Source organism: Micromonospora salmantinae, from assembly GCF_022230905.1.
Taxonomy (GTDB): Bacteria; Actinomycetota; Actinomycetes; order Mycobacteriales; family Micromonosporaceae; genus Micromonospora; species Micromonospora salmantinae.
This window is the reverse complement of the sequence record NZ_JAKKFG010000015.1, coordinates 51257-63692: the sequence shown is the minus strand read 5'-3', so window position 1 is coordinate 63692 and position 12436 is coordinate 51257. Positions and strand designations below refer to the sequence as shown.

General features: G+C 70.5%; 11 protein-coding genes and 2 riboswitches. Of the genes, 6 read left to right on the top strand and 5 right to left on the bottom strand.

What is annotated here, in order from left to right; translation table 11 throughout:
* Window positions 1–97: 97 nt before the first annotated feature.
* The 3 genes from PSH03_RS14545 to PSH03_RS14535 are packed head-to-tail and all read right to left on the bottom strand — an operon-like array spanning window position 98 to window position 1655.
* Complete coding sequence (locus tag PSH03_RS14545; RefSeq protein ID WP_238689444.1) at window positions 98–694, bottom strand: histidine phosphatase family protein; 597 nt, start codon at window positions 692–694, stop codon at window positions 98–100.
* A complete protein-coding gene (locus PSH03_RS14540) occupies window positions 691–1461 on the bottom strand; it encodes a CbtA family protein (RefSeq protein ID WP_238689443.1) in 771 nt (256 codons plus the stop codon). Before PSH03_RS14540 ends, PSH03_RS14545 begins: the two co-directional genes overlap by 4 nt.
* The gene (locus PSH03_RS14535; protein ID WP_124822026.1) at window positions 1452–1655 is read right to left on the bottom strand and encodes a CbtB domain-containing protein; all 204 of its coding nucleotides are present in this window, start codon (window positions 1653–1655) and stop codon (window positions 1452–1454) included. The genes PSH03_RS14540 and PSH03_RS14535 overlap by 10 nt, the downstream gene beginning before the upstream one ends.
* A gap of 34 nt (window positions 1656–1689) precedes the next feature.
* Window positions 1690–1846: riboswitch (cobalamin riboswitch) on the bottom strand.
* A gap of 265 nt (window positions 1847–2111) precedes the next feature.
* On the opposite strand from PSH03_RS14535, the gene PSH03_RS14530 reads away from it, so the two are divergent.
* The 5 genes from PSH03_RS14530 (at window position 2112) to PSH03_RS14510 (ending at window position 7246) form a co-directional block, all read left to right on the top strand.
* A complete protein-coding gene (locus tag PSH03_RS14530; protein WP_238689442.1) occupies window positions 2112–2990 on the top strand; it encodes an amidohydrolase family protein in 879 nt (292 codons plus the stop codon).
* Window positions 2991–3311: 321 nt separating this feature from the next.
* Entirely contained in the window at window positions 3312–4319 is a 1008-nt protein-coding gene (locus tag PSH03_RS14525; protein ID WP_091406814.1) for an ABC transporter permease, read from the top strand.
* A 40-nt stretch (window positions 4320–4359) separates the two neighbouring features.
* On the top strand, window positions 4360–5412 hold the full coding sequence (locus PSH03_RS14520; RefSeq protein ID WP_091406812.1) for an ABC transporter substrate-binding protein: 1053 nt from the start codon (window positions 4360–4362) through the stop codon (window positions 5410–5412).
* Window positions 5412–6230, top strand: coding sequence for an ATP-binding cassette domain-containing protein (locus PSH03_RS14515; protein ID WP_238689441.1), 819 nt, complete (start codon window positions 5412–5414; stop codon window positions 6228–6230). The genes PSH03_RS14520 and PSH03_RS14515 overlap by 1 nt, the downstream gene beginning before the upstream one ends.
* Entirely contained in the window at window positions 6227–7246 is a 1020-nt protein-coding gene (locus tag PSH03_RS14510; RefSeq protein WP_238689440.1) for an aldo/keto reductase, read from the top strand. The genes PSH03_RS14515 and PSH03_RS14510 overlap by 4 nt, the downstream gene beginning before the upstream one ends.
* 10 nt (window positions 7247–7256) lie before the next feature.
* On the opposite strand, the gene PSH03_RS14505 is transcribed toward PSH03_RS14510, so the two are convergent.
* Entirely contained in the window at window positions 7257–7979 is a 723-nt protein-coding gene (locus PSH03_RS14505) for a FadR/GntR family transcriptional regulator (protein ID WP_238689439.1), read from the bottom strand.
* 7 nt (window positions 7980–7986) lie between these two features.
* Window positions 7987–9384 (bottom strand): enolase C-terminal domain-like protein, encoded by a 1398-nt coding sequence (locus PSH03_RS14500; protein ID WP_238689438.1) that lies wholly within the window; start codon window positions 9382–9384, stop codon window positions 7987–7989.
* A 289-nt stretch (window positions 9385–9673) separates the two neighbouring features.
* Window positions 9674–9890, top strand: a riboswitch (cobalamin riboswitch).
* A gap of 190 nt (window positions 9891–10080) precedes the next feature.
* Between PSH03_RS14500 and PSH03_RS14495 the strand changes: the two genes are divergently transcribed.
* A complete protein-coding gene (locus PSH03_RS14495) occupies window positions 10081–12399 on the top strand; it encodes a ribonucleoside-diphosphate reductase subunit alpha (protein ID WP_238689449.1) in 2319 nt (772 codons plus the stop codon).
* Window positions 12400–12436: the final 37 nt, after the last annotated feature.

The window sequence follows — 12436 nt, the reverse complement described above, 5'->3', positions numbered from 1 at the left end:
CCGTGATCACGGCCCGCCCCACGCCGCGCGTTTGGCGCGCAGGTACGCCGTCCACGCGAAAGCTGGCTCGACACGGCTGGCGCTGTTCGGTGCGACCTCAACCTGCTCGCGGCGCGCCCAGTCGGAGCTGCCAGCGCGTGCCCTGACTGGTGAGCCGAACGACGGCCAGGGGCTCCACGTCCACCTGCCGGTACGTCGCCGTCGGAAGACCGAGGGCGTGCACCACCGCGACCCGGATCACCAGTGGGTGGGTGACCGCTATGACGCGTCCACCGGCTCGGTGCTGCTCGTCCAGCCAGCTGCCGACCCGATCCCGCACGGCCGTGACGGACTCACCGCCGTGCGGCGCGGAGCCCGGTGCGGACAACCAGTCGTGCAGCGCCTGCGGCTGCGATCCAGCGATCTCCTCAAGCGTCCGTCCGGCCCAGTCCCCGTAGTCACAGTCGGCCAACGCGGTCTCGATCGTCGGCAGCAGGCCGAAGGCGTCGGCGGTCTGTCGGGCGGCCAGCGCGGGGCTGGACAGGCAGGTGGCGTTGACGCCGAGGGGCCCGCGCCGGTCCGCACCCGCGCGGGCCTGGGCGAGTGCGGCACGCAGGCCACCCTCGTCCAGGCCGTCGTCGGCGCCGCCGAAGCGGGCCCGGCGCAGCGCGGCGGTGTGACCGTGGGCGACCAGCTGAAGGCTGGTGCCGGTCACGTGCTCGGCAGTGCGGTGCCGGCCCGGCGACGCTGCTCGCGGTGCATCAGGGCCGCGAACAGCAGGCCGATGCCGGTCCAGAGCACGACCTGGGTGCCGAGCGAGGCCAGTCGGAAACTCCACAGCAGGGTCGCCGGGAAGTCCGCCGGAACCTCCTGGAAGGACGGCATCACCACGTACGACACACCCGTGACCAGCAGGAACCCGCCCACGGCTGCGGCGGCGCGCAGCCACGTCGGCGCCTGGGCGCCGACTGACCGGTAGCCCAGCGAGCCGGCCCACACGGCCACCAGCCCGAGCACCACCATCAACAGGTAGGTGACGGTCCGTTGGTTGATGGTGGCCGGGTCGCCGACCGCCGGTGGGTTCGCCGGGTACTTGAGGAACGGCACGATCACCGCGCCGAGCAGCGCGGCGCCGGCCAGCAGCAGACCCGACCGCCCGTCGTCGTCGCCGCGCCGCCGCCGGGACAGCAGGACGTACGCCGTGGCCAGGAGGCCACCCATCGCGGCACCGAACAGGCCGGTGGCCAGGAACAGACCGCCGCGCTGACCCGTCCGGCTGACCAGGGCGTCCTCGTGATCGTGCGCACCAGTGGCGGGCTCGGCGTGCGTCGCCGCCTCCTCGATGGCGATGGCCGCCTCGACGTGCGGTTCGCCTGCGACGTACGCGAACGCCCCGGCGAGCAGGCCGGCGAGCAGGCCGGCCAGCAGCCCGCGAACGAGGACGGCGACGAACGGGGGAGTGGTGGTGGTGTTCAGTGGCACGGGACACCCAGCAGGTGCCTGCCGTCGTGCATCAGCTCGTGCAGGTACATCCCACTGCGCGACACCGCCCCCTGGTCGAAGGCGACGAGGTACGCCAGCAGCGTGAGCACGGCAACGGTCGCCAGAGCCGTCCACAGCAGACGGGCACTGCCGGCGGGGTGCACCACCGGCTGGCTGGAAGCGGAGCTAGACATGAATACACGAACCTCCCCAGGGATGACGCGTCCCCATCGCAAGGCTGCGGACGACCGAGCGTCCTGGCTCGCGGCCCCCAGTTGTGGTTGGGGAACCGCTCACAGTGGCGCGACCGCGCCGGATTCACACCGGCTTCCCTCGCGTCGCCGCAGATAGTGCGGTCGACGGTATCGGTGCCGCCTCAGGCGGTCAACCCGGACCCCGCGCCCCGAACGCGTCCGGATACCGGTACGTCAACGAGGCGGACCAGCCGCAGGCGCCAGTGGATTCGTCAGACCAAAAGGCGACACTGCCGGAGGCCGGTCATGGCGCGCGTTCCGGGACTCGACAACAGACTGTTACCGCTAACATGGTCAACCTGGCAGATCGACTCTGTGGCTCCGGGTTGACCCGGAGGGCTCGATCAGCGGCTGGGCGGGGTGTGCGGTGGACGAGAACGCGCCAGGGTGGGTCCGGTGACGACCGGTGAGGTAGCGCGACGACCGGGCATCGTCGACGCGCACCATCACCTCTGGGTCCGGGCGCGGCACCCACAGCCCTGGATCGATCCGCACACCATGGCCGCGATCGACGACGACTTCACGCCGCTCGAGCTCGCTCCGGCGACCCGGGCCGCCGGGGTCACCCAGACCGTTGTCGTCCAGTCCGTCGCCGTTCGGTCGGAGACGCCCGAACTGCTCGGCATCGCGGCCGACGACCCGCTCGTCGGCGGGGTCGTCGGCTGGGTCGACCTCACCGCCGCCGATGTCGACCGCCGCCTCGCCCGACTACGCAGGGCCCGTGGCGGCGAACGGCTGGTCGGCATCCGCCACCTGGTCCAGTCCGAACCCGACCCGACCTATCTCGACCGCCCCGACGTGCGGCACGGCATCGCCGCGGTCGGTGCCGCCGGCCTCGCCTTCGACCTCCTGGTGCGCCATCGTCAGCTGCCGGCGGCCGCCCGGCTCGTCCGCGACCTGCCCCAGGTGCGGTTCGTCCTGGACCACCTCGGCAAGCCCCCGCTCGGGCGCGCCGATTTCGGTGACTGGCAGCGCGACCTGCGGGCACTCGCGGCCGAGCCCAACACGACGGCGAAACTCTCCGGCCTGGTGACCGAGGTGGACGGCGGGTCCTGGACGACGGCCGACCTGCGGCCCGCGGTGGAGCACGCCCTCGACGTGTTCGGGCCGGACCGGCTGATGTTCGGCTCGGACTGGCCGGTGTGCCTGCTCGCCACGTCGTACACCCGCTGGGTCACCGTCCTCGGTGACCTGCTGGACCCGCTGTCCGACGACGAGCGGGCCGCGATCTGGCGCCGGACCGCCGGCCGGGTCTACCGGCTGGCCCCGTTCTGAGGCGGCAGCGCCTTTCGGCCTGGGGACATAGCATGTTATCGATAACATGCTAGCGGCGGCAGTCGATGTCGATTTGGTCAGACGTATGCCTTCGGTGGCGCAGGTAACGATGGCAAAACATGCTCGCAAGACCTTGGCAACATACGTGAATGCGTGGCAAGGTAACGCCTGATCGCGGGAAACATCCGACCTATCTCCGACGAGTGTGCGGGCACCTAGCCGCACCGCCGTCCGAGCGGGGTCGGTCGCTCACAGGCGTTCGGCTCGTCGGCGGGTCCCCGTCGGACGCCGGCGCCGCGCTTGGGGAGGTCAGGTCCGACGATGAGTAGCGCCGAGGCAACCGCCGGCACGCAGCGCGGCGAACTCAGCGACTGGTTCCGGGAACGGATCTCCCACGCCGTCTCCGAGTTCACCGCCGCGACCGCGCTGGTCGTCCTGTTCATCGCCCTGACCTTCGCGAGTCCCTACTTCCTGACAGCGGACAACCTCTTCAACATCGGGGCCCAGACGGCGGTGATCGCCATCATCGCCACGGCCCAGACGATGGTCATCATCACCAAGGGCATCGACCTGTCCGTGGGATCGGTCGCCGCGCTCGCCGGCGTGTTGGGCGCGATGGTCGTGCGCGACCTCGGCTTCTCGCTCTGGGCGGCCACGGCGGTCGCGATCGGCGTCGGCGCGCTGGCCGGGCTGCTGAACGGGCTGCTGGTGACCGTGGCCCGGATCCCGCCGTTCATCGCGACGTTGGGGACGATGTCCGTGGGCCGCGGCCTCGTCTTCATCATCACCGGAGCCGTCGGCGTCTACGGCCTTCCCCGGTCCTTCCAACTGCTCGGCAACGGGCAGATCCTCGGCATTCCGTTCGCCGTGGTGATCACCGTCCTGGTCGCCGTCGGGGTCGCCTTCCTGCTCTCCCAGACCCGCTTCGGTCAGTACACCTACGCGATGGGCTCCAATCTGGAGGCCGCCCGCCGCTCCGGCATCCGGGTCGGGCGGCACCTGACCGGGGTGTACGTGCTGGCCGGCGTACTGGTCGGGCTCGGCGGCATGATCGCCGCGTCCCGGGTCAACTCCGGCCAGCCCAACTACGGCATCTCGCTGGAACTCGACGTCATCGCCGCCGCGGTCATCGGCGGTGCCAGCCTGTTCGGCGGGCAGGGCCGGATCGTCGGGACCATCATCGGCGCGTTCCTCATCGCCCTGGTCCGCAACGGCGCCGTCCTGCTCGACATCAGCATCCACTACCAGCAGGTGATCGTCGGCGTGATCATCTGGGCCGCCGTCTACTTCGACCAGTACCGCCGCCGGCGGCTGGAATCACGGGGTTGACATGCCATTCCGAGAGTCCGAACGAGGAAGGACACACACCATGGCACACACCACCACCAGCCGGCGGACGCGAGGACGACTCCTGCGCGCGCAGGCGATCCTGGCCGCGGCCGCGGCGACCGCCCTGCTCAGCGCCTGCGGCGGGGTCGAGGTCCGTGACGGCGGCGACGGCGCGACCAAGGACGCGAGCGGCCCGCTGAAGCTCGCCGTCGTACCCAAGGCGGTCGGGGCCGACTACTGGAACACGGTCAAGGCGGGCGCCGAGTGCGCCGCGCAGCGCGCGGGGGACGTCACCGTCCAGTGGGACGGGGTGACCACCGAGACCGACGTCGAGGGCCAGGTCAACCTGATCCAGAACTTCGTCACCAAGAAGGTCGACGGCATCGTCTACGCGGCGACCGACTCCAGCGCGCTGGCGCCGGCGACCGACAAGGCGCTCAGCGCCAACATCCCGGTCGCCATGATCGACTCTGGCACCAGCCCGCAGCCGTCGAACGTGCCCCTCTTCGCCACCGACAACCGTGCGTCGGCGACGGAGGCGGCGAAGCTGCTCGCCACCGAACTCGGCCCCGGCAACCACGAGGTGGCGCTCGTCGAGTTCCAGCCCGGATCGCAGACCAACACCGAGCGGGTCGACGGCTTCAAGGCCGGCCTCGCCCAGTACCCCAACCTGAAGCTGGTCGGCCAGCAGCCGAGCCGCAGTGACGTCAACGAGGCCCGACGGGTCACCGAGAACATCCTCACCGCCAACCCCAAGCTCGCCGGCGTCTTCGCGGCCAACGAGCCGAGCGTGCTCGGTGCCGCCCAGGCCATCCAGGCCGCCGGCAAGTCCGGCAAGGTGGTCATCATCGGCTGGGACGCCGCCCCGGACGAGATCGCCGGGGTGCGCAACGGCCAGATCTCGGCGCTGGTCGTACAGAACCCGTTCAAGATGGGCTACTTCGGCGTCGACAAGATGGTCAAGCACCTTCGGGACAAGGCCCCGCTGGCATCGGCCGACACCGGCGTCACGTTCGTCACCAAGGAGAACATCGACTCGGCGGAGATCAAGGCGGTGCTCGAGCCCAGCTGCGCCAACCCGCCGGTGCAGTGATGGGCGCGATCCCCACGGCCGCCGCGGACAACGATCAGCAACCCACCGACGCGGAACCGCCGGTCCTCGAAGCCCGCGGCATCGTCAAGCGGTTCGGGCACGTGGAGGCGTTGCGTGGCGCCGACTTCACGGTCCGCCGAGGTGAGGTCGTCGCGCTGATCGGTGACAACGGCGCCGGCAAGAGCACCCTGATCAAGACCCTGTCCGGTGTGCACCCACCCGACGAGGGTGAGATCCGGGTCGGCGGCCGTCCGGTCCAGTTCTCCACTCCGGTCGATGCCCGACGGGCCGGGGTGGAGACGGTCTACCAGGACCTCGCCGTCGCCGACGACCTCAGCGTGGCCGCCAACCTGTATCTCGGCCGGGAGATCCTCCGCTCCGGGCCACTCGGCCGGCTCGGGCTGTTGGACAAGCGCGCCATGCGCCACGGCGCCGCCGCCGCCCTCGACGAACTCGGCGTACGGATCCCCAGGGTCACCACCCCGATCGCGATGCTCTCCGGTGGGCAGCGGCAGTGCGTGGCGGTGGCCCGCGCCATCATCTGGGCGACAAACGTGGTCATCCTCGACGAGCCCACCGCGGCCCTGGGGGTGGTTCAGACCGGGCGGGTGCTCGACGTCGTGCGGCGTGCCCGTGACGCCGGCATGTCGGTGGTGCTGGTGAGCCACAACATGCCGCAGGTGCTCGAGATCGCCGACCGGGTCGAGGTCCTGCGCCTCGGTCGGCGCGCTGCCCAACTCCGCGCCGACGAGGTCACCACCGACGATCTGGTCGCGGCGATGACCGGCAGCACCAACGTGGATCGGGACGAGCGGTGACGGCTGTCGTCCAGCGGGGTGCGCGCGATCCCGTCCGTCCGGCGACCCGCGGCGGCGTCGGGCCGCCGCTGCGGCTGAGCCCCCTGGGCCTGGGCGCCTCCCAGGGTGGCAATCTCTACCGGGCGACGTCGGACGAGCAGTTCGCTGCCGCGGTGGACACCGCGTGGGCAGGCGGCATCCGATACTTCGACACGGCACCGCACTACGGGCTGGGCCTGTCCGAACGGCGCCTGGGCGCGGCCCTGCGCTCCCGCCCGCGAGGCGAGTACGTGGTGTCGACGAAGGTCGGCCGGCTGCTCGTGCCGTCCCCGGAGACGGCGCACCGGCGGGATCCGGAGGGGTTCGACGTTCCCGCCGACCATCGCCGGGTCTGGGACTTCAGCCGCGACGGCGTACGCCGTTCGCTGGAGGCGAGCCTTGGGCGCACCGGCCTGGACCGGATCGACGTGGTGTATCTGCATGATCCGGACGAGCATTGGGAGCAGGCCGCGCGCGAGGCCATCCCGGCGTTGGTGGAGCTGCGGGAGCAGGGCGTGATCGGTGCGGTCGGGGCGGGGATGAACCAGTCCGCGATGCTGGCCCGCTTCGTGGCGGAGACCGACGTGGACGTGGTGATGTGCGCCGGCCGGTACACCCTGTTGGAGCAGGGCGCGCTGACCGACCTGCTGCCCGTCGCGCAGGCCCGCCACGTCGGTGTGGTGGTCGCCGGTGTCTACAACTCCGGGCTGTTGGCCCGGGACATGCCACCGCCCGACGCCGTCTACGACTACCAGCAGGCGCCGGCGGAGGTGATCGATCAGGCCCGCCGGATAGCGCGGGTCTGTCAGATGTACGGCGTCACGCTGCCCCAGGCGGCGTTGGCGTTCGTCCGTCGTCACCCGGCCGTGGTCTCGACGGTGGTCGGTATGCGGGACGAGGCCCAGGTGACCGAGACCCTGCGTCGAGCCGGTGTCGACGTCCCGGATCAGCTCTGGACGGCGTTGTACGACGAGGGGCTGCTCGACGTGCAGCCGTGAGGGTGGGCCGTCACGACCGGGCCGTCTCGGTGCTCGCGTCGGCGTCGTCGGGTAAACCCTGCAACGACTCCTCCACGCCGATCAGGTGGTTGGCCATCCGGGTGCGCGCCCGCTCCGGGTCCCGCGCCACGAGGGCCTTCAGGATCGCCACGTGTTCGTCATGGGTGCGCAGGTCCGCGCCCTCCTCGTGCAGACTCCGCCAGAGCCGGCCACGGATGGTGCGCCCGGCGAAGGCTTCGATCAGGCCGACGAGCACCGGATTCTCAGCGTGCACCGCGATGATCCGGTGGAAGGCGATGTCGATCTCCATGATCCGCTCGTGGTCCGGCGGCGACTGGCCGATCAACCGGGCCGCCTCGTCGAGCAGGTCACCCGCCTGGGCCAGGGCCTCGTCGGTGATCCTGGTCGCCGCCAGGCAGGCGGCCTCGCACTCCAGCAGACGGCGAACGGTGTGGATGTGCCGGGGGTCGCCCTGGCCCTGGAAGTCCACCACGAAACCCATCGGGGCCAGCAGTTGTGGCGCGTCGAGGTTGGTGACGTAGGTGCCGTCGCCCTGGCGGATGTTGACGATGCCGAGGATCGACAGGGCCGACATCCCCTCGCGCAGGGACCCCCGCGAGACGCCGAGCTGCTCGGCGAGGTCCTTCTCGATGGGCAACCGGTCCCCGGGCCTGAACTGACCTTCGAGGATCATCCGCTTGATGCCGTTGACCACTTCGTCAGTGCGAGACATGATCCCCCTAACGGCCGGCGGGGGTGGCCTTCCCACCCGCGATCACGTACGCCGCCTCCGGAGATGACACGGTAGTCGGGTCTGTCGCCGCCCAGTAGTGGCCGTCGGGAAACCGGTAGAGCGCTACCGACTCCTGACGCATCCGGGTGGAGTAGCCGGGCTGGCTGGGCAGGACGTAGCCGCTGCCGGAACCGGTGTCCCGGATGATGCAGGGATCGGTGAAGTGTTCGTGCAGGTGGTCGACGAATTCGGTGACCCGGTTGGTGAGGTCCCCCGAGATCGCGACGTAGTCGAGCACCGACACGTGTTGGACCATCTCGCACAGCCCGACACCGCCGGCGTGCGGGCACACCGGGACGTCGAACTTCGCGGCGAGCAGCAGCACGGCGACGATCTCGTTGATGCTGGCCAACCTGCCGGTGTCCAGCTGGCAGAAGTCGATGGCCTCGGCCTGGAACAGCTGCTTGAACATCACCCGGTTGTGGCAGTGTTCGCCGGTGGCGACGCCGATCGGAGCGACGGCGCGGCGGACGGCCGCGTGGCCCAGGATGTCGTCGGGGCTGGTCGGCTCCTCGATCCACAGTGGCGTGAACTGGGCGAGGGCGGTGACCCAGTCGATGGCCTGACCGACGTCCCACACCTGGTTGGCGTCGATCATCAGGTTGCGATCCGGTCCGAGGATCTCCCGCGCGATGGCGCATCGGCGGATGTCGTCGTCGAGGTTGGCGCCCACCTTGAGCTTGACGTAGCCGTAGCCGGTGTCCACCGCCTCCTGGCACAGCCGGCGCAGCTTGTCGTCGCCGTAGCCGAGCCAACCGGCCGAGGTGGTGTAGGCGGGGTAGCCGGTCCGGTCGAGCTCGGCGAGGCGGGCGGCCTTCGTGTCCGCCTTGGCCCGCAGGATGGCCAGTGCCTCGTCGCGGGTCAGCGCGTCGGACAGGTAGCGCAGGTCCGCGATGTCGACGAGTTGCTCGGGGGACATGTCGACGAGCAGCCGCCACAGCGGCTTGTCGGCGACCCGGGCGACCAGGTCCCACGACGCGTTCAGCACGGCCGCCAGGGACAGGTGGACGACACCCTTCTCCGGACCGAGCCAGCGCAGTTGCGAGTCGGAGGTGAGGAGGCGGTAGACCGCGCCCATGTCCGCTGCCATCGTCGCCACGTCCAGGCCCACCAGAAGCTGTGCCTGGTGGACTGCCGCCGCCGCGACGATGTCGTTGCCTCGGCCGATGGTGAAGGTCAGGCCGTGCCCCGCGAGTGGCGCGCCCGCGCCGTCGACGCCGTCGGTGTGCAGGACGACGTAGGCCGCCGAGTAGTCGCCGTCCTTGTTCATGGCGTCTGACCCGTCAGCGGTCAGGGAGGTGGGGAAGCGGACGTCTTCGACGGTGACGGCGGTGATCTGCGGCATGCGCTCCTCGCCCGGCTAGGCTAAAGATCAGATGATCACTGGGAGTATACGGAGGGCTTCTCCAGCGCGTCAACGATGTGGATCACTGGAGACCCTCAGACATATGATGTTTGCCTTGCCGGGTCGATCCGCCATACCGCCCATCGTGACCGCGTGGGGAGCCCCGACTCCGGGGCCGGGCGTCGGTCGGCGTGGTGTGGTCGGCCGGGGTGGTGACAGTGGTCACCGAGTCGTCGCCGACACGCCCGAGACCGACATGTGGGGTGTGACAACGGCTGCGTCCCTATATATGGTGTCGAGCGCAGCTGGTTCGGCCGCTCATCCGGGGTGGTCGAGGCAACAGGGAACCCGGTGGAAATCCGGGACTGTCCCGCAGCGGTGAGTGGGAACGACCGCCGTCATCAGCACTGGGCCACCAATCGGCCTGGGAAGCGACGGCCAGTAGGAGACCGGCGAGCCCGGTCGTGCCCGCGAGTCCGAAGACCTGCCAGCGCGCCGCGTACCCGCACCGGGTGGGCGGCGGTCCGAGGCCGCGTGGGACGGCTGACGCCACCTGACCCACGCCGGTTGGCGTGGCGTCCGTCGGTGTCTGTCTCCTCGCGTCCGGGCCACCAGGTCTCGAACTCCGAGGAGCGAGTGGTGACAGTCACCGAGGTAGTCCCGGCCAGCGGCGACGCGACAGTGCGCCGGACGCCGATGCAGGTCCGCAAGCGCGACGGCGGCACCGAACCCGTGGACGTGAACAAGATCGTCCGGGCGGTCGAGCGGTGGGCCGACGACCTGACCGACGTCGACCCGATGCGGGTGGCCACCCGCACCATCAGCGGCCTCTACGACGGCGCGACCACTGCTGAACTGGACCGGCTGTCCATCCAGACCGCCGCCGAGATGATCGGTGAGGAGCCGCAGTACTCGCGCCTCGCCGCGCGGCTGCTGGCCGGCTACGTCGACAAGGAGGTGCGCCGACAGGGCGTCACCTCGTTCAGCGCGGCGATCCGGGTCGGCCACGCCGAGGGCCTGATCGGTGACGACACCGCCGCGTTCGTCGCCGCACACGCCGCGACGCTCGACCACGCCATCGACCCGGACGGCGACCGTCGGTTCGAGTACTTCGGCCTGCGCACCGTGTACGACCGATACCTGCTGCGCCACCCCACCAGCCGACTGGTCTTGGAGACCCCGCAGTACTGGCTGCTGCGGGTGTCCTGCGGCCTGTCCCGGACGGCGGACGAGGCGGTCGGCTTCTACCGGCTGATGTCCAGCCTGGCCTACCTGCCCAGCTCACCGACCTTGTTCAACTCCGGGACCCGGCACACCCAGATGTCCTCCTGCTACCTGGTCGACTCCCCGCTCGACGAGCTGGACTCGATCTACCAGCGGTACGCCCAGGTCGCCAACCTGTCGAAGTTCGCCGGTGGCATCGGCATCGCGTACTCCCGGGTCCGCTCCCGGGGAGCGCTGATCCGGGGCACGAACGGGCAGTCCAACGGGATCGTGCCATGGCTGCGCACCCTGGACGCGAGCGTCGCCGCGGTGAACCAGGGTGGCCGACGCAAGGGCGCGGCCTGCGTCTACCTGGAGCCGTGGCACCCGGACATCGAGGAGTTCCTGCAACTGCGGGACAACACCGGCGAGGACGCCCGGCGCACCCACAACCTCAACCTGGCCAACTGGATCCCGGACGAGTTCATGCGCCGGGTCGAGGCCGACGCGCTGTGGTCGCTGTTCGACCCGCACGAGGTGCCCGAGTTGCCCGACCTGTGGGGGGAGCGGTTCGACGCCGCGTACCGGGAGGCCGAGGCGCAGGGTCGCCACGTGCGGCAGGTCCCGGCACGGGAGCTGTACGGGAAGATGATGCGGACCCTCGCCCAGACCGGCAACGGCTGGATGACCTTCAAGGACGCCGCCAACCGACTGTGCAACCAGACCGCCGAGCCGGGCAACGTGGTGCACCTGTCCAACCTCTGCACCGAGATCGTCGAGGTGTCCAGCGACGCCGAGACCGCCGTGTGCAACCTCGGCTCGGTGAACCTCGCCGCCCACCTCACCGACGGCGGGATCGACTGGGAGCGGCTGCGCGTCACGGTGCGGACCGCGGTGACCTTCCTCGACCGGGTCATCGACATCAACTACTACCCGACGGCGCAGGCGGCGGCGAGCAACCCCCGCTGGCGGCCGGTCGGACTCGGGCTGATGGGCCTACAGGACGTCTTCTTCGCGCTGCGGCTGCCGTTCGACTCGCCGGCCGCGCGGGAGCTGTCCACCCGGATCAGCGAGGAGCTGTACCTGACCGCGTTGGAGACCTCCGCCGACCTGGCGCGCGACTTCGGCGCGCATCCGGCGTACCCGCAGACCCGGGCCGCGCGGGGCCAGCTCCAACCCGACCTGTGGGGTGTCGAGGGTACGCAGACCGCGCGGTGGGACGCGCTGCGCGAGCGGGTCGAGGCGTACGGGCTGCGCAACTCGCTGCTCGTGGCGGTCGCGCCGACCGCCACCATCGCCTCGATCGCCGGGTGCTACGAGTGCATCGAGCCGCAGGTGTCCAACCTGTTCAAGCGCGAGACCCTGTCGGGGGAGTTCCTCCAGGTCAACACCGCCCTGGTACGCGAGCTGAAGGCCCGTGGTCTGTGGACCGAGCGGATCCGTTCGGCGATCAAGCGGGCGGAGGGCTCGGTGCAGGACATCGCCGAGCTGCCGGCCGGCGTACGGGAGCTGTTCCGCACCGCGTGGGAGCTGCCGCAGCGGGCGCTGATCGACCTGGCCGCCGCCCGCGCCCCGTTCATCGACCAGTCCCAGTCGCTGAACCTGTTCCTGGCCGCGCCGACCATCGGCAAGCTCTCCTCGATGTACCTGTACGCCTGGAAGGCCGGGCTGAAGACCACCTACTACCTGCGTTCGCGCCCCGCGACGCGGATCCAGCAGGCCACCGTCAGCGCTGTCGCACCCGTCGTCGTCGACGCGGAGGCGCTGGCCTGCTCGCTGGAGAACCCCGAGTCGTGCGAGGCCTGCCAGTGACCGCCGCCGACGCCGCCACCACCGACGCCAGCACCAC